Annotated in this window: 16 protein-coding genes and 1 pseudogene; 12 read left to right on the top strand and 5 right to left on the bottom strand. The window is 37.9% G+C overall.

The genetic code is table 11. The annotated features are described in order from the left end of the window. Window positions 1–19 precede the first annotated feature (19 nt). Window positions 20–430 carry a hypothetical protein gene (locus tag ACI7T6_RS00825; protein ID WP_404665703.1) on the top strand — a complete coding sequence of 137 codons (411 nt, stop codon included), beginning with the start codon at window positions 20–22 and terminating at the stop codon, window positions 428–430. 135 nt (window positions 431–565) lie between these two features. Here ACI7T6_RS00825 and ACI7T6_RS00820 read toward each other — a convergent pair whose 3' ends face one another. From ACI7T6_RS00820 to rnc, 4 genes are read right to left on the bottom strand one after another with little or no spacing between them, the layout of a single operon-like run. Next, a complete protein-coding gene (locus tag ACI7T6_RS00820) occupies window positions 566–1,216 on the bottom strand; it encodes a uroporphyrinogen-III synthase (RefSeq protein WP_404665702.1) in 651 nt (216 codons plus the stop codon). 14 nt (window positions 1,217–1,230) lie between these two features. Then, on the bottom strand, window positions 1,231–1,884 hold the full coding sequence (locus ACI7T6_RS00815; RefSeq protein ID WP_404665701.1) for a hydroxymethylbilane synthase: 654 nt from the start codon (window positions 1,882–1,884) through the stop codon (window positions 1,231–1,233). Then, on the bottom strand, window positions 1,865–3,232 hold the full coding sequence (radA, locus tag ACI7T6_RS00810) for a DNA repair protein RadA (protein ID WP_404665700.1): 1,368 nt from the start codon (window positions 3,230–3,232) through the stop codon (window positions 1,865–1,867). Before radA ends, ACI7T6_RS00815 begins: the two co-directional genes overlap by 20 nt. A 9-nt stretch (window positions 3,233–3,241) precedes the next feature. Then, window positions 3,242–3,943 (bottom strand): ribonuclease III, encoded by a 702-nt coding sequence (gene rnc, locus ACI7T6_RS00805; RefSeq protein ID WP_404665699.1) that lies wholly within the window; start codon window positions 3,941–3,943, stop codon window positions 3,242–3,244. Window positions 3,944–3,980: 37 nt separating this feature from the next. On the opposite strand from rnc, the gene ACI7T6_RS00800 reads away from it, so the two are divergent. The 5 genes from ACI7T6_RS00800 (at window position 3,981) to ACI7T6_RS00780 (ending at window position 14,883) form a co-directional block, all read left to right on the top strand. Next, on the top strand, window positions 3,981–5,147 hold the full coding sequence (locus ACI7T6_RS00800) for an LL-diaminopimelate aminotransferase (RefSeq protein ID WP_404665698.1): 1,167 nt from the start codon (window positions 3,981–3,983) through the stop codon (window positions 5,145–5,147). Beyond that, window positions 5,132–5,809 (top strand): hypothetical protein, encoded by a 678-nt coding sequence (locus tag ACI7T6_RS00795; RefSeq protein WP_404665697.1) that lies wholly within the window; start codon window positions 5,132–5,134, stop codon window positions 5,807–5,809. Before ACI7T6_RS00800 ends, ACI7T6_RS00795 begins: the two co-directional genes overlap by 16 nt. A gap of 326 nt (window positions 5,810–6,135) precedes the next feature. Then, window positions 6,136–8,073: an NEL-type E3 ubiquitin ligase domain-containing protein gene (locus ACI7T6_RS00790; protein WP_404665696.1), complete on the top strand. Its 1,938-nt coding sequence runs from the start codon at window positions 6,136–6,138 to the stop codon at window positions 8,071–8,073. Between the two features lie 750 nt (window positions 8,074–8,823). After that, on the top strand, window positions 8,824–10,173 hold the full coding sequence (locus ACI7T6_RS00785; protein WP_404665695.1) for a hypothetical protein: 1,350 nt from the start codon (window positions 8,824–8,826) through the stop codon (window positions 10,171–10,173). A gap of 312 nt (window positions 10,174–10,485) precedes the next feature. Then, window positions 10,486–14,883 (top strand): NEL-type E3 ubiquitin ligase domain-containing protein, encoded by a 4,398-nt coding sequence (locus ACI7T6_RS00780; RefSeq protein WP_404665694.1) that lies wholly within the window; start codon window positions 10,486–10,488, stop codon window positions 14,881–14,883. Window positions 14,884–14,975: 92 nt separating this feature from the next. Here ACI7T6_RS00780 and hemG read toward each other — a convergent pair whose 3' ends face one another. Further along, a complete protein-coding gene (gene hemG, locus ACI7T6_RS00775) occupies window positions 14,976–16,268 on the bottom strand; it encodes a protoporphyrinogen oxidase (RefSeq protein ID WP_404665693.1) in 1,293 nt (430 codons plus the stop codon). 12 nt (window positions 16,269–16,280) lie between these two features. On the opposite strand from hemG, the gene hemF reads away from it, so the two are divergent. The 6 genes and pseudogenes from hemF to ACI7T6_RS00745 all read left to right on the top strand — a co-directional run bounded on the left by hemF (window position 16,281) and on the right by ACI7T6_RS00745 (window position 21,184). Beyond that, on the top strand, window positions 16,281–17,069 hold the full coding sequence (hemF, locus tag ACI7T6_RS00770; protein WP_404665692.1) for an oxygen-dependent coproporphyrinogen oxidase: 789 nt from the start codon (window positions 16,281–16,283) through the stop codon (window positions 17,067–17,069). A gap of 158 nt (window positions 17,070–17,227) precedes the next feature. Next, the gene (locus ACI7T6_RS00765; protein ID WP_404665691.1) at window positions 17,228–18,139 is read left to right on the top strand and encodes a U-box domain-containing protein; all 912 of its coding nucleotides are present in this window, start codon (window positions 17,228–17,230) and stop codon (window positions 18,137–18,139) included. Window positions 18,140–18,152: 13 nt separating this feature from the next. Continuing rightward, on the top strand, window positions 18,153–18,908 hold the full coding sequence (locus ACI7T6_RS00760) for a hypothetical protein (RefSeq protein ID WP_404665690.1): 756 nt from the start codon (window positions 18,153–18,155) through the stop codon (window positions 18,906–18,908). 146 nt (window positions 18,909–19,054) lie between these two features. Further along, window positions 19,055–19,156: pseudogene (locus ACI7T6_RS00755) on the top strand (coproporphyrinogen III oxidase); the annotation flags it as partial. Window positions 19,157–19,202: 46 nt separating this feature from the next. Beyond that, on the top strand, window positions 19,203–19,922 hold the full coding sequence (locus tag ACI7T6_RS00750) for a hypothetical protein (protein ID WP_404665689.1): 720 nt from the start codon (window positions 19,203–19,205) through the stop codon (window positions 19,920–19,922). A 371-nt stretch (window positions 19,923–20,293) separates the two neighbouring features. Further along, window positions 20,294–21,184, top strand: coding sequence for a hypothetical protein (locus ACI7T6_RS00745; RefSeq protein ID WP_404665688.1), 891 nt, complete (start codon window positions 20,294–20,296; stop codon window positions 21,182–21,184). Window positions 21,185–21,231 lie beyond the last annotated feature (47 nt).

Raw genomic sequence — 21,231 nt, 5'->3', positions numbered from 1 at the left:
GGAAATCATTGCGCCCCAATTGATCAAACGGTTTAATGAAAGAGGTATGAGAGTGCCTCTATATTTACAAACAAAAGAAATGAAAGAGAGTGATATCAATTTTCTCAAGCTTGAGGATTTAGAAAAGAATCCTGATTTTTTCACTGAGGTTTTTCAAAAAACCGTCTGTAAAACACAACTTCTAAAAGAAAGATTTTATTGGAAAAGTGTTGATGAATATATTGATGCTGCTACAGAAAAACGAAAAAATGAAGAAGTGCATGAGCGCACAATGATTTTTTTAACTAACCTTTCTGAGAAAGCTAAACTAAAAGGAATAACACTTACACAAGAATTTTTTGGTGAGGATGAAAAAGAGACCCTTGAGATAAAACAACTACCTATTCCATCATCCTCGAGAGAAACATCCACTGAGCACATAGATTGTTAAGTTCTCAAAGCATGTTATCTAAATACCAAGAGGGACTTAAAATTACGCTATCCCTATGATCGATCACATCTTATCCTACAGGTTTTTTTACTCATAAAAACTGCAAAAACCCCTTAAACATTTACCCTTCTCTTTTTAAAACCTTCTGATTAAACACTCCATTTTCACATGAGGTATAGCTCTTAGCACTTGTTCTGTAATCGGTCCAATGCAGGTTAAAAGAAGATGAGAGGGAATGCTTTTGTAGGCACAAAAAAAAGATGCTACGGTTGATGGGCTTGTAAAGATCACTTCAGAAAAAGCTTCTAATGAAGGTAAATGAGAAGGCGTGATCCCTTTTACATGATAAAGATCCATCACTTGGTGATTAAACCCTTTTTCTTGAAGGTAAGAGGCTATTAAAAATCTAGCTGATGAAGACCTGGGGTACAAAATCGACACCTTTTTAGGATTAAGCTCCTGAATATAAGGTAAGAGCCCCTCTTGAGATTCTAAAGAAGCCGTCACGGCAACATCTACCCCTCTTGATAAAAATCTAGCCGCAGTTGCCCTTCCAATTGCCATGATTGCTAAAGGAAACTCCATGATGTTTTCCTCAATCAAAAAATCAGCTGATCTTGGACTTGTCACAATGATATGGGTAAATAAAGAGAGATCACACTGATCTCTAAGAGATAAAGAGCTTTTTTCAACTTGAATGAGAGGAAGATGACAAAGCTGTTTTCTTTGCCCCTCTTTTTTCACATACCCTGAGGGGTCAAGTCCAAGATAAAGAACATGTTCCATATCTCTTAAAGTCCTTAACAGGCGTTAATACAGTGAAAGAGCTCTTTCATCTCTTCATCATCTTTTCTTGCAATGACAGCAAGCTTTCCTTGAAGAGGGATAGGCGTTAAAGGAAGAGGTATTCTGAGTAAGTGGGTGAGCTTAAGCCGGATGAGGGCGCACTCTGCAATGACAACACCCTGCAGAGCATCTTGATCAAGAAATTGTAACCTCTCTTCAATGGTTCCTCGGATATCTTGACAGATGAGATCTTGACGTAAGTTTTTGATCCCTTGCTCTCTTCGCAAGGAAGATGTGCCAATCAAAGCTCTTAGTGGAAGAGGGAGCTTCTTAATGACAAGAGAGTCCATGGAGGTCAGCCCTTGTGTTAAAGCAACTTGTATAAGCTCTTGAGGTAAGGGTGAGGGAAGATCTTTAGCCGAGTGAATTCCAATGCGCACTTTTTTTGAGATCACTGCCTGATCAATTTCTTCGGTAAAAAAAGAGGTGTTATCAACAGTTTTTAAAGAAGAGGCTTTATCTTTATCCCCTTGAGTCATGATCCAAAGGGGGGAAAATGTGATTTGAGGAAAAAAAATGGTTAGCTCACGAAAAACTTCATCTACTTGAGCTCTTGATAAAGAAGAATTTCTCGCTCCAATAATAATATTATAATTTGAGGTACTCAATGGCTTGTTCGACTTTATCGACTCCTAGGATCTCTATGCCAGGCACTTGAATTCCTTTCAAGTTCCTTTGCGGAATAATGCACCGCTTAAATCCCATTTGAGCTGCCTCTTTCAGCCGTGTTTCAATCCGAGATACCGATCTCACCTCTCCGCCAAGACCCACCTCTCCAATCACAACTGTATCAGGGTCAACAGCTCTATTACAAAAAGAAGAAGAGATCGCCATGAGAACAGCTAAATCAATACCTGGCTCAATGATTTTAATGCCTCCTGTCACCGAGACAAAAACATCACTTCGGTGAAGCATGTACCCCATCCGTTTTTCAAGAACAGCTAACAAAAGAGATAGCCGGTTAGGATCTAGCCCTGTGGATTTACGAGAGGAGGTGGCAAAGGCAGAAGAGGCAACAAGCGCTTGCACTTCAATGAGAAAAGGACGGCTCCCCTCCATTGTAGGAACAATCACAGACCCGGTAGATTCTTGTATTCTCTCTTCTAAAAAAAGCTGAGAGGGGTTTTCTACCTCAGAAAGGCCCTCTTGTCTCATCTGAAAAAGAACAATATCATCTGTTGGGCCAAACCTATTTTTTACAGCCCGTAATATGCGGTAGCCGTGCTTATAGTCCCCTTCAAATTCTAAGACCACATCGACAATATGTTCTAAAACTCTAGGTCCTGCAACTTCTCCCGATTTAGTCACATGTCCAACCACAAACGTTGTGATATGCATCTTCTTGGCTAGATGCATAAGAGAAAGAGCAAGCTCTCTTACCTGTGTGACAGATCCAGGAGCCGAGGGAATATCAGGTTTATACAAAATCTGAATCGAATCGATGATCACAATTTGAGGAGATAGCTTTTCAATGTGTGCTTGAATCAGTTCAAAATTGGTTTCACTTAAGAAATAGATCTGACTTGAAACAATGCCTAGTCTTTTTGCCCGGATCGCTGTTTGCTCAACAGACTCTTCTCCGCAAACATAGAGAACTTTAAGTTCTTCTAAAGCTAAATGCGCGCTTAGCTGGAGCATGAGTGTCGACTTCCCAATGCCAGGATCTCCTGCAATGAGGCCTAAGCACCCTACAACACATCCCCCACCAAGTAGTCTATCCCACTGAGGAAACCGGGTAGAGTATCTTGGTTTTTCTTTAAAAGACACTTCACTTAACGTCATGGGGGAAGCAGCTATAACAGCTGCTGGCTGAAATCTTGTTAAGGGAGCTACACTCTCTTCCACAAGTGTGTTCCATTTTGCACAAGCAGAGCAGCTCCCTGCCCATTTTGGGTGACTGGTTCCACACTCTTGACACACCCACAGTGTTTTGGCTTTATTTTTAGAAGGTGTCATGAGTCTCTTTTAAGGTAAAGGTATGATGGTAAAGGCGCTACAAGCAGCTGCTTGCTCTGCCTCTTTTTTAGAAGAACCAGAGCCTTGCCCAACTTCTAGTTCATCAAGATAAGCGCCTACAACAAACAGCTTACTGTGATCTGGTCCCTCTTCTCTTAACACTTTATAGCAGGGCGGCTTTTGATATTTTTTCTGCGAGTAGTCTTGCAGCTCTGCCTTCCAATTTCTCACGGGGTGAGCAAGTATTTCTTGAATATCTTTTTCAAAAGAGGTGAGAAAGACTCTTCTAGCTTCATTAATGCCGCCATCAAGATAAATGGCGCCAATCAGCGCTTCAAAAAGATCAGCTAAAATGGTTTCTCTTCCTCTTCCTTCATTCATGCGCTCCCCTTTTCCTAATTGAATAAAGGATGCCACCCCTAACTTATGTAAAAATTTCACACAGCAGCTTGCTTCAACAAGATGCGCTCTTAACCGAGAGAGCTCTCCCTCTGCTTGCTCTGGCAAATATTGGTAGAGATACCCTGATATAATGAGTCCTAGTACAGAATCTCCCAAGAACTCTAACCGTTCATTGTGCTCTGACACTTTCTCTCTGTGTTCATTAAAATAGGAGCGGTGAATAAACGCCTTTTCAAGAAGTTTCTTATCTTGAAATACATATCCAATCTGTTCTTCAATCGTAGAAATATGAGCCATTAAATCTTTCATACGATATCATTATGGCCTGAATACGAAGCGATGTCAAATGGTACAACTCAATCCCCACTTTAAAGAGCTAAAACGAGAATATATTTTTCCTATTATCGAGGAAAAATTGATGACTCTTCAAGCCTCCTCTCTTGTTCCTATTGTCAATTTAGGGATTGGAGATGTCGCCCTTCCTCTTGCAAAAACCGTTGCAGAAGCAATTGCAAAATCAGCTGATGAAATGACCTCGTTTGAAGGCATGCATGGGTACGGTCCCAGTGAAGGGTATCTTTTTTTAAGAGAAGCTATTGCAAAGGTGTCTTACCCCTTAAATCTTATCTCACCTAGTGAAATCTTTATCTCTGAAGGGATTAATCAAGACTGTACACAACTGATTGAATTATTTGACCTCAGCGTCAAAATAGGGATTCCCTCTCCCACCTATCCCGCCTACTTAGATAACGCTCTTTTGGCAGGAAGAAAAGAGCATATTCATCTCATCCCTTGCCTTGAAGAAAACGGATTTATACCGCAAATTCCAGATATTCATCTTGATGTGATCTATCTTTGTACCCCCAGTAACCCAGCAGGGGTTGCGATGAATAGAGATGCCTTAACAGCCTGGGTAGAGTATGCCAAAAAAGAAAAAGCCATTCTTCTCATCGATCATGCCTATGAAGCGTTTATCTCTTCTTCAGATATCCCCAGGTCCATCTATGACATTCCAGGAGCCAAAGAAGTGGCGATTGAAATGCGGAGCTTTTCAAAAGCAGCTGGGTTTACAGGTCTAAGATGTGCTTATTCTGTCATCCCTTGTGAACTCATGGATGGAAAGATTCACGCGCTTTGGAAAAAACGGCAATCCATTAAATCAAACGGCGTCTCTTATATTACTCAGCGCGCTGCAGAATCCGCTCTTTCTCCTCAAGGACTTCTTGAGACAAGAGCGCAAATTCAGCACTACTTATCTCAAGCGAAGATCTTAATGAGCGGGTTAGATCAGTTAAATCTGACCTATTTTGGAGGGGTGAATGCTCCTTATATTTGGGTTAAAGTCCCTTCAGGAAAAACATCCTGGGAATTTTTTGATACGCTTTTAAATAGCTGTCACATCCTCTCTATACCGGGCTCTGGTTTTGGAGCTCATGGAGAAGGATTTATTAGACTCTCAACATTTACAACTCAAGCCAACCTAGCTGTGGAGCGATTATGCCTTTTAAAATAGAAAGTAAACAGCGAGAATTTTTCCATCGCAATGGATACATTGAGTTTGAATCCCTTTTCCCCGTAAAAGATACAGATAAACTCTCTTTTCACACCGATCAAACGGTCATCAAAAGGCTCCCTACTCCCCTCATGCAAACAGAAGTTACCTCTCTTTATAGTGCAGGAAGAGATTTATGGAGAGACAGCACGGCTCTTCGTAAATACATGCTCATGAGGTCTCTTGCAGAAGTGGCAGCTGATTTAACACTTAAACCTGTCATCCGCACAGGATGTGATCAACTCTTTCGCACCACTACGATCCCTAACCCCTCTTTTCTATCGCTTTCACCTCTCTCTTCTCTCACATCCATTTTCCCCACAATTGGAGGCTTTTTAATTCGGCTTCTTGAAGGGACCTCTTCTTCTCCTTGGATTCCAGGGGCTGTTGGAAATGGCGTATTCCTCTCTCCTTCCATGGAATTTAACTGGCAAGAGCTCTTTCAAACGCCTAATCAAAGTTTCTTACTCCTCTCTTATACAATCGATAAAGCGCTTTATGTTCATCAAAGCTTAGATCCTAATACTCATACCTTAAAAAACTATGACTACGGATTTGGAGACCATTTAACTAATCTTCATCACCCGGTCATTTTCTCTCATATGACAAGGCAGTTATCATAATCAAAATCATATCTTCAAGAATTTCCCTTTTTTATTAAAGAAAGGGAACTATTGCTTTTGACTTATAGCCTTAAAGGGGCTTACCTCTTCTATGATGCCTAAAAAAATATTATAATATATCCTGAACAACCGAAGTTTAGAGATGCAAAGAAATCTATAATCAGATATTTTTTAACTTCGAATTCCAAGAAATATTTCTCTATGACACAGAAAATTGCTTGAGTCTACTCTTATCTCTCTATAAAGAGCAGAATATGGGATAAGGAAGATGATGGGGATTTTCTCAATAAAATGGGAAGATCTAATATAAAAAATTAAGGATTTTCATGTTTGTTAACGGTTTTTCAAAAGTAAATTATGATCCTATTTACGAATCATCCGATACACATAAAAAAGAACAGAGACATCCACTTTTAGCAAAAGAGCTAAGCCAGCTTGTCAACGTAGAATCCTTACCTCATGGCATTCTCATTAAAGAGGATATAGAAATATGTTCTTCTAATATCCACGCTTTTGTCCTTTTACAGTCCAAAGATGTTAAGATAGAAGGCTCTCTTACCTGTGATCATCTTTTTGTTTCACAATTTTTAAAAGAACACATCCAAAATTCTCCTACAACCTGGCCTTGCTTTTTACCGCAAAAACTTTATGTTAAAGGGAATATAGATTTTTCTGATTGCCAAGGATTGACTCATCTTCCTAAAGATCTAAAAGTAGGAAAAGATCTTAAACTCAGCCGTTGTCCAGATCTGATTGCGGTCTCTCAAAGACTTAAAGTAGCAGGCAATCTTACTTTTTCTCATTGCCAAGGATTGACTCATCTTCCTGATGATCTAGAAGTAACCGGTGATCTTAATCTCTTTTATTGCGCAGCTCTTATTACTATCCCTAAAATATTTAAAGTCAAAGGTGATCTTTATCTTTTTACGTGCCAAGAATTGACTCATCTCCCTGAGGATTTAGAAGTAAGAGGAGATTGTAAACTCAGCTGTTGTCCAGCTTTGACTTCAATCCCTAAAGGGCTTAAAGTCAAAGGTCATCTTAATCTTTCTGATTGCCAAGGATTGACCCATCTTCCTGAAGATTTAGAAGTAGGAGGAGATCTTGATCTTTCCTATTGTAGCGCTCTTACAACATTACCTCATTCTCTTCAGCTTGGAGGACATTTAGATTTATGTGAATGTAGTGATTTAACATCTTTACCCAATTGGATCACCCATTTGGGTCGTCGTTCTAATGGGAATACACGTATTATAGACCTTAGAGGATGCGCACTCTCTCCTGCAGTTATTTCAAGACTACAACACGATATCAATCATTTAGAAGGAATGCAGTTTTATTTATCTGAAGAAACTGAAGATGAATACATCACCCAGTTTGATAATCTTTTTGAAGCTGCGCAGTTTTGGCAAGAGATCATTCAAGAAGATATGCCAAAAATGGCTCAGGTTTGCGATCAACTTCATCAAAATTTGACTCAGGGACAAGATCATCAAAATCTCCTAAAATTTCTGACGCGCCTTACAGGGACAGCAGACTACTCTAATATAGCTACCCGTAAAGATCTTGCTAGACGGGTACTTAATATGCTTCAACTCATGACAGAAGATGAGTTACTCTGTTGCCATATGACATTTCTCATTCATCAAGGCCTCTCTTCTTGTGATGACCGTATCCTCGCAACTTTAAGTGATATGGATTTGTACCAGCAATTGCGTGCTATTCAACATGAATCCGTCACTTCTGAAGAGGTTAGAAGCTTAGGAAAAGGCTTTTTTCTCTTGGAAGAGCTAAATAAAAAAATCAAGGACTCTATCACGAAACTCCGTTTTGTGGATGAAGTAGAAGTTTATATGGCATTTCATATCAGGCTGCAAAACATGTTAAATCTTCCGGTACATACAAAAAACATGCTCTTTAGAAGATGTGTGGCTATTTCTGATGAGGAAATCGATCGTGTGGGAAACTCACTTTTACAAGAAATAACTGAATCATCATTTGAGGCTTTTTTAGAAAAATGGGCCCCCTGGAATCTTTATCAAAGAAAAGCATCTATCTTAGCTTGGGAGCAGCTACCTGTAATAGAGAGACCATTATTATTAGAAAATTGTCCTTATCTTCAAGATACACCAGAGCTCCCTGTACTGTATAACAATATGGTGTACGATTACAATGCATTTATGAAGAGATATCTCGATGAAGGGGTCGATTTATACGGGACAAAAGTTCACATTGAACAACTCTTTCGTATTAAGACTGCTTAAATACCTCAAGATCCTTTAGAAACATGAGGGGTTTGATGAAAAGAAGAAGATCTAAATAGATGAGCCAAAGTTAAATGGGTATTTTTTCCTGTATGAGGTAGAAAAAGAGTATCTCGTTTAACGCTTTATCTTATAATCTATATTCCGCAGAATGAGAGTAAATTCAAATGTATTCGGTCCTCTATCTCAAAAAATGACCTCTAAAAGCTAAAGGGATGCGAAATATAAGCTCTTAGCTTATGAGGCATTACGGTAACTCCCCTCTTTTGTAACTGAATTTCTTTCAAAACCCTTCAGAAAGCTCTAATTTATGAATCCCTGCAATCAAATTAAACCTTAATCCAAATCCTTTTCTAAGGCTCCTATATTAAGCTTCCTTCAAAACTAGAATTTTGAAAGAACTCTAATCAATAAAATCTTTATCCATTTTTTAAATTCTTTTATTCACACAAATGTAACATACTCCAGATGGATATATTTTTTAATTTGATTTTTTATGAAAAAAATTGAATACTCCATTTCTTAAAGATCAAAAAAGAAGTTTTTTATGCGCTTACCGATAAAAGCAACCCTGTTCTTTATTTTCCCCTCTTTCATGAAGCTCTCTTTTTTATTCCCTGTTCACCTAGCTCAAATACTCCCTTTTAAAACAATTTCATTTCTTCTAAAAGCCTGTTGCCAAACATTAAACAAGACGGCTCTTCTGATAAAAAGTTCCTCTTTTAAACAATACAACGTAAAAGGATCGTTATGACAATTTCTATAATGAATAGGCCTTCTATATCTCCTACCTTAGCAGGAGTCCCCTCTGAGAGTATCGCTCATGAACTAGAAAACGATGTGAAAACCGTTTGTAGCTTATTACCCAGTGACCCAGATGCCTTTCAGCAAGGAGTAGAGGCCCTTTATACAAAAGGGAGAGAGCTTATTTTAGCAGAAATGAATAACGCTCCTTTAACAAAAGCCTCTTTCGCCTCTGTCATCAAGACACTACATCAACATATTGAATGGGATAAGATTCCTTATCAAGATACGCTTTATAAAACTGTCTTAAAAACATACCAAATCTTCCTGGATTTAACATGGTATAGAGCCGTACTTGAAAGACGTCATGAGACGCTAGACTGTGCAGAAACGGTTCTATCTAAGATATCCACACAGATTGAAACGCTTCCTCAAGTCAGTCACGCAACAGCTTTTGTCTACAACTGCTGTAAAGAAGCTCTTAATTATCTCCATCCAACTGATAGTATGCTCCTTCGACATCAAGATAAAGTGATAAAAACCCTTAATAGCACACCCTCAAACACTTTTTTAGAAATGATAAAGCATTTTAAAACTATTTCTGATGATACAGGAAATGATTGGATAAATTCTTGGTACCTTACTATCCAACCTATGCTTTGGAGAGCGTTAACCATTCAATCGGCTAGCGATTTTAATCAAATCGTCACTCCCCTTCAGCCTGAGCTGATAGAAGAAGGGCATAGCTCTACTTTAGGATTAGTGAATCTCTACACCAATTTAATCCAAAAACCGCATCTCAGTAACGATGTGAAACAACTGGCAATTAATGGTCTAACAGAGCTTGCAAGTTTAACCGATCCTAATTTGCCCTCCTCTGTAATCCCAAGAATGGATCGAAATACTTCCCAAGCGCGGCTAGCTCAGCTCATCAAAGAAAAAGATCGGTATTATCAGACAAAAGAGTTTATCAAGCAGTCCCTACGTGAGCTCAAAACTGGAGGGAATATAGATGGCCTCAATTTTACTGACTGCTTAAACGCTCTTAAAGATTCTCATATAGAAACCCTTGCATCAATACAAAAAATCAGCTGCAATCTATCTCAAGAAAAAAAAGACAATAAAGCCTTTATCAATGAACTCGAGCAGCGTTTAGAACCGACACGAGGAGAGTATATTACAAAAAAAGAGAACGATGGATCGTTTACTTTATTAGAAGATGCTACGGCCTTTCAAGAAGTACTTGAAGTAAAACCTGAAGGAGAGGTCCAACAGCGCTTTGAACAGATCATTCAAGCCATGCATGAGCTTAACCAACAAGAACCCATTGAAGACCTTGAGGCGCTCTTAAGCTAACTCTCTAAAAGCCTCAAAGCCATTTAAGGCTTTTAATCAATCCAACTTGCAAAGGGGCGATTTTAACAAAGAGAATCCTCTCTTCTCTGATCTTTAAAAAGGCCCTCTCATGAGAGGGCCTTTTTAAGTACTCTTTCTTCATTCGCAAAAATAAATTGCACATTAGTAAAATAAGTAATTTAAATCAAAAAAATACCTATGACTCTTCTTTTTAGGAATTTTCAACTCTATTTTCTACAAATCATTTTGATTGATCATGTAGAATTAATGTGTATTAAAATTAATTCGTAAAAAATACCATTAAAGGTTGCTATGCATATTTCAAATCTTATTAACGCTTACACATACACTGATAACCTTCAACATAGGGAGTCTACTCGGGTTATTTTAGCAGAAGAATTAGATCAATTAGCGACTGCGGAAGACTTACCAAGCCGAATTGTTATTAGAAACAATGTAAAAATTTGCCCCTCTAATATAAATCATTTTGCTCTTTTACAATCTAAAGATGTCGAGATAGAGGGTTCTTTGAGCTGTGAGAACCTATCCTTTTCAGAAATTTTTGGTAAAAAAATGGATAATTCTGAGGAAAGAGGTTTTAACTTTTTACCTCAAAATCTCAAAGTAAAGGGTAATGTAATTTTTTCTAATATCTCTGAACCCTTCTCTTTCCCAGAAATATTTGAAGTGAAAGGAAATCTCCAGCTCTCTCATTGCAAAAAACTTATAACTTTACCAAAGGGACTTAAGGTAAATGGATCTCTGAATATCTCTATGTGTATAGGTCTTATATCTCTTCCTGAAGAACTCGAAGTTGGAAATGATCTTAACCTCTCTAAATGCATAGCTTTTACGACAATACCTAAGGGACTTAAAGTAAATGGCTATCTTAACCTCTCTACCTGTATAGCTCTTACATCTCTTCCTGAAGGACTAGCAGTGAAAAAAAATATTAATCTTTCTGATTGCACAGGTCTTATCTCTCTCCCTGAAAGATTTGATGTAGGAGAAAATCTTGATCTCTCTGGTTGTAAGTCACTTATCTCTTTACCACAGGAACTTAAAGTAGGAGGATCTCTTAATCTCTCTAAGTGTAAAAATCTTATACATCTACCTGAGGGACTTGAGATAAGGGGCGACCTTGTTCTTGCTAGTTGCTCAGCTATTAAAGTTTTACCAAAAGGACTTAAAGTAAAGGGGTCTCTTAACATGTCTTACTGCATAGCTCTTAAAATCCTCCCTGAAGAGCTTGAAGTAGGAAACAATCTAAACCTCTCTTCTTGTAATACCCTTATAGCTTTACCCAAGAGACTCAAAGTAAATGGCCATCTTAACCTCTCTAAATGCACATCTTTTAAATTTTTTCCTGAAAAATTCGAGGTAGGACAAGATCTTGATCTCTCTGGTTGTAAGTCTCTTATGTCTTTACCACAGGCGTTTAAAGTAGGGGGTTCTCTTAACCTCTCTAATTGTACATCTTTTACATCTCTACCCGAAGGACTTGAGGTAGGGTATGATCTTAATCTCTCTGATCGTATAACTCTTACAGAAATACCTAATGGACTTAAAGTAGGGGGTTCTCTTAACCTCTCTAATTGTATAGGTCTTACATCTTTATCTGAAGATCTTGAAGTAGAACATGATCTTAATCTCTCGGATTGTAAAAATCTTATCACGCTACCTAACGAGCTTAAAGTAGGGGGTTCTCTTAACCTCTCTAATTGTATAGGTCTTACATCTTTATCTGAAGATCTTGAAGTAGAACATGATCTTAACCTCTCTAATTGTAAAAATCTTATAGCACTACCTAACGAGCTTAAAGTAGGGGGTTCTCTTAACCTCTCTAATTGTATAGGTCTTACATCTTTATCTGAAGATCTTGAAGTAGAACATGATCTTAATCTCTCGGATTGTAAAAATCTTATCACGCTACCTAATAGGCTTAAAGTAGGGGGTTCTCTTAATCTCTCTAATTGTATAGGTCTTATATCTTTGTCTGAAAATCTTGAAGTAGAACATGATCTTAACCTCTCTAATTGTAAAAATCTTATAGCACTACCCAACGAGCTTAAAGTAGGGGGTTCTCTTAACCTCTCTAATTGTATAGGTCTTACATCTTTATCTGAAGATCTTGAAGTAGAACATGATCTTAACCTATCTAATTGTAAGAAACTTACAGTAATACCTAAGGGGCTTAAAGTAGGGGGCTCTCTTAACCTCTCTAATTGCATCGCTCTTACACTTTTATCTGAAGATCTTGAAGTGAAAAAAAACATTGATCTCTCTGGTTGTAAGTCTCTTATGTCTTTACCTAATGCGCTTAAAGTGAGAGGCTCTCTTCAACTCTATAATTGTGAGTCTCTTCAACTTCTCCCCGAAGAACTTGAGGTGAAATACTGGCTTGGGCTCTGTGCTTGCAGAGCTCTTACAACCATACCTAAGGGGCTTAAAGTGGGGAGCTTCCTTCAACTCTCTTATTGTACAGCTCTTACATCTCTCCCCGAAGAGCTTGAAGTGAAAGATAACCTTTACCTCTCTCATTGTATAGCTCTTACAGCAATACCTAAGGGGCTTAAAGTGGGAGGGTCTCTTGACCTCTCTAACTGTCCATCTCTTACATTTCTCCCTGAAGACCTTGAGGTAGAAAAAGATCTTGATCTTTCTGGTAATCAGGCTCTCATGACAATACCTAAGGGGCTTAAAGTAGGAGGGTCTCTTAACCTCTCTAACTGCACAGCTCTTCAATTTCTTCCTGAGGATCTTAAGGTAAGTCGTAATCTTGAACTCCCTGATTGTAAGGCTCTTGTAGCCATATCTAAAGGGCTTAAAGTGGGAGGTTCTCTTAATTTCTCTAAGTGCACAGCCCTTATATTTTTATGCGAAGATCTTGAGGTAGGAACAGATCTTGATCTCTCTAATTGTCAGGCTCTTACGACTTTTCCAAAAGGGATTAAAGTAAATGGCTCTCTTAACCTTTCTAACTGTATAGCTCTTCAATTTCTTCCTGAAGAACTTGAGATTGGAAAAGATCTGAACCTCTCTAATTGTAAAGCCCTTATGGTTTTACCAAAGAAGCTCAAAGTAAATGGATATCTTGACCTGTCTTATTGTACAGGGTTTACACTTCTACCCCAAGAACTTAAGGTTGGACATGGGCTTAATCTCTCTTATTGTAAGGCTCTTACAGCCTTACCTAAGGAGCTTAAAGTAAGAGGGCATCTTAACCTCTCTAACTGTATATCTCTTCAATTTCTTCCTGAAAATCTTGAAGTCGGGAATGAGCTTAATCTCTCTTGTTGTACAGCTCTTATATCCTTTCCTGCATCAGTTGTCGTAGGATCTAATCTTAACCTCTCTAAATGTAAAAACCTTGTGGCAATACCTAACGGGATTAAAGTAAACGGCTATCTTGATCTCTCAGATTGTACATCTCTTACACTCCTCCCTCAAGAACTTGAGGTAAAACATGATCTTAATCTTTCGGACTGTACAGCTCTTACGACTTTACCTAACGGACTTAAAGTGGGTGGATCTCTTAAGCTTCTCAGATGTACAGCTCTTACGACTTTACCTACTCAAGTAACACTTGGTGGGGGGTTAGACTTAGCTAGATGTTGTAATCTCACATCTTTACCCAACTGGGTAGCTACTCTAGGCCGGGCTTCTAATGGAAATATACGCCCCATATATCTCACAGAATTAAGACTCTCACCTACCATTATAACTAGATTACAAGAAGCTACTCGCAATATTGAAGGTGCTCAGTTTTATTTTTCTAGGCAAGCTGCAGAAAAATACATGACCCATTTTGAAACACTCCTCCCCGCTCTTGAGTTTTGGCAAAACCAAGGAGTGCAGGAAACATCTCTAGATCTTGAAAAAGTATGTTATCATCTCCATCTAACTCTTACCTCAGTTCAAGATCACCAAAATCTCTTGCACTTTCTTAAGCGTCTGACGGGGACTGCAGATTTTTATAATCTATCTACTAGAAGACAGCTTGCAAGCCGTGTATTACATATGATGCAGCTCATGAGTGAAGATGAGAAAATGTGTCATCATACCGCTTTTCTCATCCACCAAGGACTCTCTTCTTGTGATGACCGTATCAGAGCTACCTTAGATACTATTGGCTTTTATCAAAAACTACGTGAGCTTAAACAACCATCTGTGACTATCGAAGAGCTTAAAAGTGTAGGAAAAGGTTTTTTTCACTTAGAAGAGCTGAATAAAAAGATCCAACTGTATATCAAGTCACTTCGCTTTGTTGATGAAGTTGAAGTGTATATGGCATTTCATATTAGATTACAAAAAATGTTAAATCTTCCAATAGAGACTAAAGGGATGATCTTTAGACGAGGTGTGTCAATTTCTGATGAAGAAATAGATTGCATGGGGAGAAAGATTTTACAAGAAGTCTCTGAAAGCTCATTCGAGGTATTTCTGGCTACTTGGGATCCTTGGAATTTGTATCAAAGGCGTTTATCTGTTCCAGCTTGGGAGCATCTTCCTACTGCTCAAAGGAAATTATTACCCACAGATATTTGCCCTTATCTTCAAGATGTACCAAATAGTCCTGTAATCTACAATCATATAGTGTATGATTATGACGCATTCATCCAAAGATATATCGAAGAAGGTGTTGATGCATATGGGGTAAAAGTGCAGCTTGAGAAGCTTTTTCGTATAGAGCTCTCCTTAACTCTTTGATAATTTTTAGAAATTTTAAATCCAAAAGATGAGTTAAATCCTGCTCCAAAAAAATCGTTTTAAAGAGTTAGATAAGAGTCGCAATAACTTCCCTAAGGGGTACTACATACTATTCCTTTCTTTTGTAGATATTGAAGAGCCATTTTTTGTGAATAGGCAATACAGTCATTGACACTCACTCCTTCTAAGTAATTTCCTGATAGAGTGCAGTAAGGAGATCTTTGCTGCATGATATGTAAAACCTCTTGAATCCATGTAGAGTACCCCACATGAAGCTGAGGAAATACACCTTCTGCTCTTGTGATTAAAACCTTATCTGGAGTCGCTTTGATCTTTAAATGCTTATGAATAACTCTTAGGGCAGAAGCTACGGCTTCTTCATCAGAGAGCGTCTCATCTTTCAGCTTTACAGTAAGCCTTGTCTCTTCTTCAGTCTTGTTATGCTCTAAAAAAGCATTGGAGTCAAAGATGACTCCCATTGCCTCTTCTTGCGAACTCATTCTTGTTAAGTATCCAAACCCTTCTTGGTGTAATACTTTTTGATGATAGCCAAGATGAACAGCCACTACTCCCTTAAGAGCAATTTGACACAGTTCTGGGATTAAAAGCTTTCCGATTACCTGAGGAGGAAGCGCGCTAAAGAGATGATCTGCAAAATACACGCCTTGAGATGTTTTTATTTCAAATTGATCTCCTATCTCTGTGATGGCTAAAACCTCTTCTTGAAGATGAAGATAGGAAGTGAGTTTCATTTTTAACTGATTAATGAGCGACTCTGTCCCTCTTTTAAGCCCAAATAAGGCGGAGTTAAAAGAATTTCTCTCTTTGATCATCCCTTTGATTAAAGATCCATATTTACACTCTAACTTAGCGTATAAAGGAAAGCACGACTGAAAAGAGAGGTGTTTACTATCTCCTCCATAAATTCCTGTCACCACCGGATCAAAGATCTCACTTGCTACTTCAGCATTAAACCGTCTACAAGCAAAATCCCAAACAGATTCATCATGACTGCAAGAAGGAGGTTCTCTTAAATCCCGGAATATCCCCTTAATGAGACCCCAAGAGAGCTGAGGCATTTTTTTTAAACGCCCTCCGTCCCAGACATATCTTTTTCGTCCCTGAGGAGAGACATTGATCACCTCTTCACTTAACCCTAATCTGTGAATAAGAGATAAAAGATGGTGTGATCGATCTTTCCGAAACACTCTAGGCCCCTTCTCAAAGAAAAAACCTGTGGAGTGATCTGTTCCCATCCAACCTCCTACAGTCTCTTCTTTTTCAATGAGATGGAGATTGAATAAATGCATGTAAGGAAGAAGGGTATAGGCTAATGTGAGCCCTGAAATCCCTCCCCCCAAGATAATAATTGTCGGTTTTGGCATACTGAGCTTACTATGTCAAATCGTCAAAAAATAATTCAATTCCTAAAAACGTTTCGAGACTCCATTATCACCTCTTTTGAAACATTTGAACCTCATCACCGGTTTATGTTAACACCTTGGAGCCACAAAACAGGTGGTGGCGGTGAAATGAATGTCCTTCGCGGAGATGTTTTTGAAAAAGCTGCTGTGAACTGGTCAGGAGTAGAAGGGCCCTCTCTTCCTCTTTATGAAACTCCGACTCCCTTTTTTGCAACAGGAGTTAGCCTCATTACGCATATGCAAAATCCTCATGCCCCAACTGTGCATATGAATATGCGGTACATTGAAACTGAAGATAAAGCGTGGTTTGGAGGGGGGTATGATCTAACGCCTATGGGCTTTATTTATGATGAAGATACAGCACACTTTCATCAAACTGCAAAAAAGACATTAGATGCCTTTGACATTTCACTTTATAAGAACTATTCACAAGCAGCTAGTGACTACTTTTTTATTCCCCACAGGAGTCAAGAAAGAGGTGTGGGAGGTATCTTTTTTGATCAGCTACACTCTTTAAACTTTGAAGAAGACTTCAGATTATGGAAATCCATTGCTTTAAGTTTTCTTCCTGCCATTATGCTTATTTACCAAAGAAGAATTTCACTCCCCTTTTCCCCTTTAGATAAAGAAGTGCAGCTTAAAAAACGGGCTCACTATGTAGAGTTTAATCTTCTCTATGATAAAGGAACAAAATTTGGGTTTCTCTCAGGAGGAAATCCTGAGGCGATTCTTTGTTCTATGCCTCCTGTTGTGAAGTGGTAAAAATCCCAATATACAATAAAGAAGATAGATTAGCTCAATTAAATTAATTCGATACAATATGCAATTGAATCTTTAAAAACACGAGAAACCATTTACTCCATTTACAAAAAATGTCATTTGATATTAATAATAGTGCTATCTTCAAACTAGGAATTGTTATGACAATAGCAAGAACTCATTTAAGATTAAATTTAGATTATATTACTTTTATGCAAGGAAACCCTTGCATTGAAAAAATTATCACTAATCAAAATACCAGCTATTTCGCGCTTCTCTTTGATAACACTCGCCCGCTCTTACAAACAGGAGCTAACCATTTTGGGTGGGGGTTTTTAGTAGGTTCTGGATTTGAGCTGACAGTCCGTCTATTTTCTATTTTAAATGGAGGTGGATTAAAAACAATTCAGTCTCTTTTTAAAAAATCTATATTAAAAAAAGTGGTCTATAGTGGCCTGATTACTGGAGCAGTTGGAGGATCTTTGAGAATCAGAGATGAACTCAAAAGCGATAGAGTTGTATCCCCTAATCGGCTTTTAATTAAAGTGGAGCCTGTTCAAAATTGGTATCGCGCTATAGAACCCCTTCAAGAGGCTTTTGAATACTTCCTTTCCAATACAGACTTTATTGATAGAAATACAGCTGCTGAACTCACCGATACAATTTCCCAAAATCTTCTTTCCCATCCTGTCATAACCCCTTGTAACCATACCTTTAGTTTATCTCAAATTTCTGAGTGGCAACTATCACACTCTACATGCCCTAATTGCCGTGGGGAAATAGGACAAAATGAGCTCCGCTTTGATTGGCCTATCTCTTTGAAACTAATCAAATTTGTGCAATACACCATTCATACAGTTCAACGATCTGAATATCTCCTTCCACAACATCTGTTTACAGATGAAGTCAAAACTCGGATACTTAACTTAAGCTATGAGACTAAACAAATTATGGAGTCCATAGCAACCGTAGCTCAAGTGCATTTTAGGCAGATGAGAGCTCGAAAAGAAATTAGTCATGATGATTATGATGAATTGACTAGGTCAGTTTATGCCTGGCAAATAAATTTTTAAAAAGGAGAAAAAGATGTCTATCAATTTACAAACATTTCGTGATCTTGCTTACACTTCTTTTTGTTATGGATATGGATTAAGTGCAATAAGTCTTAAAGAAGCTGCCATTTTTATAAAAAATACTCATGCTGATCCTGTGCGTATCCAAATGGTAGAAATGTATCGATGGAATCAGATTGATCCTGCCTATAACTATCTTGATCTGGAAAGTTATTATTCTGATTGGGCATTTTCTTCTGGGATCTCCAATATCAATGTGATTGGGCAAATACTTGAAGAATCCTTATCCTTAATCAAAAAAGAACACAAATTTTCTTATATCCCTCAACATTTTTATTCTAAAGATTTTCTTGCAAGCCAAATTATGACCCGTGTTATCTATCGCAAAATTTATGAAATCACCTTAGAATCTCCTTCATTATCTCCTGAAAAAGCGGGCGAGTTAGCAATCGCTTCCCTACAAGCTGCAGTACTTCTGGATCAGACAGAGAGAAAGCATAATCCCCAGGCAAAACTTAGGCATGTAACCTATTGTAAGGGGATTCAATCTCATTTAACAAAGAAATGCGTAACAAAATTTATTAGACATATCGTTATAACGGGCTTTGTAATCTTCATTCTCAATTGCAACCCTATTCATCTCTTAAAAAATGCAATCTCTGCCAAGAAAATCAACGATCTATTGCATTCAAGAGGGCTAAATTTTTTCTCTCTTCCTTTTAGGAGGTTATTTCCTCACACTTTAGCACCTCCTTTACCTCAAAACTGACGCATTAAAAATAACTGATAACCATATAGGCTAAAGATCTCTAAACTTTGAGAAGACTTCCGTCTACAGAAGCGATTTATTGCATTCAAAAAGACTAATTTTCTATCTCCGTTTTAAGATATTATTTAATCACATTTTGTTCCCTAGTAGAGTTTAATCTTCTCTATGATAAAGGAACAAAACTTGGGTTTCTCTCAGGAGGAAATCGTGAGGCGATTCTTTGTTTGATGCCTCCTCTTGTGAGATGGCAGAACAGGGTGTTTGGAAAGTATGCTGTTAATAAAGGAATCAATAATGTTTATCAATTCACAAACCTTTCGTGATTTTTCTTATGCCCTATTCTGTTACGGCTTTGGATTAAGTGCTTTTAAGCTTAAAGAAGCCGAAGATTTTCTAAAAAAGCCCTACACAAATCAAATGGATCATTTGATCATTCAAGAGAGAGAATTTTTACATTGGACTCAGCGCCCAGTGGAATATAACTTTCTTGATCTTGAAAGTTACTATTCTGACTGGGCATTTTCTTCTAAGATCCCAAATATTGAGGTGATTCAAAAAATACTTAAAGAATCTTTAACCTTAATACAAAAAGAAGAAGAGCACAGATTTTTTTACGTACCTCAGCATTTCTACCCTACAGATTTTCTTGCAAGCCAAATTATGACCCGTGTTATTCACCGAAAGATTCATGAAATTACATTAGAAAATCCCTCTTTATCTCTTGAAAAAGCAGGAGAGCTTGCTATCACCTCTTTACAAGCTGCAGCACTTCTTGATCAGGTCGAAAGAAGGCACAATCCCCATGCAAAACTTAAATATGTGACCTATTGTAAAACTCCTGAGTCCCATCTCATGAAAAAATGCTCTAAAAACCTTATCGGCCAAATTATTTTAATTAAATTTGCTCTTTTGGTTCTTAACTATAAACCTATTCATCGCTTAAAAAATGTGATCTCTGCCCATAAAATCAACGATCTATTGCATTTCAAAGGGCTAAATTTTTTTAAGAAGTGATTGAATCACATTTCAATGTCCTCTTTACTCTAAAAGAGCCATGCTAAATTGAGAAAAGGTGTATGTATAACACCCTGGTCAGAAAATAATATTTTAGGTTAAAAATATGAAAGCAAGACCCAAGTGGAATAGGCTCATTTAGCATGGGATTTAAAGACTAGAAACTATGTCTTAGCTTAAGATAGAAATGCCTATACAGCTTCAGGAATGTGCATTTTTCAGCAATACTTAAAAAAAATAAGCTCTTAGAAAGAAAGAGTTTTTATGGATACATCCAATTCTCATGAATACAAAATCTTTGATCTTGTATAAAATGGAAGTGAATAAGACAGCTTTACGCTTTCAGTATAACTTGGTAAAATGGCTTTTATATGACATCTATTCCACCTAGACCACACATTATTTCGCAACTTGATTACCTAACGGATTTTAAACAGTTTACACATTCTTATACTCAAGCTGAAAAATGGTATCAGACCCTTAAGCCTTTACATGCTTATCAGTTTAAGATAACTATAACATCTCTTTTCTTAGGGGCTATCGCTGTTTTGATCGCCTTAAAAAAGAACCCTCGTGTTATTCCTCATCTCATCATCAGCACCACATCCCTTGTCTTAGCTTCTCCTATCATTGAACTGTGTTCTCTATGGAAAAAAGTTCATGAAGAGTGCAAACTTCACAATCTCTTAAAAGATCTACAATTAGAACTACGGTATGCCTGGCAAGCAAAATCTGATGCCATTTGTGAACTGACCTCAAGTGATAAAAAGCTTCCTACCCAATACCGTGGAAGCCGGGATGATATCTTAACCTATATGGACATTGCCATCAGTTCTTACCATCAAGTAAGTACTCCTTATTCCCCTACAGGTTTTTTTAGTTATCTGTCACCCAATGAACATCTTTGGAGAGAGTTATGTACAAAAAAAATGATGAAGCCAGCTCATATCATCGCTGATATGGATCTCATCACACTTAGTCATGACTATAACCAAATACCTCATTTTTCTAAGGGAGTTGAAGCGATTCAACAAGAAGCCCAGGCTCTTTTTCAAAAACCACCCTCTACTATTGATCCTGACACAACCGCCTCATTTGTTAAACTTAACTATAATGTAGAAACGGTTCCTCCGCGCGCTCAAACACAACCTTGGGAAAGATCTCGTATTATAGAGACTTATCTTAAGTCTTCTCTAAAAGCGATGATCCTTCACTCTTTTTTTCAGATCGAGACGCCTTTCTATTACACGCAAGATTTTTAAAATAGACTCAGCAAAAGAGATCTTAACCCATGATATCCAAGGGACTC

The sequence above is a fragment of the Rhabdochlamydiaceae symbiont of Dictyostelium giganteum genome, from assembly GCF_964291045.1.
Lineage (GTDB): Bacteria > Chlamydiota > Chlamydiia > Chlamydiales > Rhabdochlamydiaceae > PALSA-1444.
This window is presented reverse-complemented; position numbering and strand designations above follow the sequence as displayed.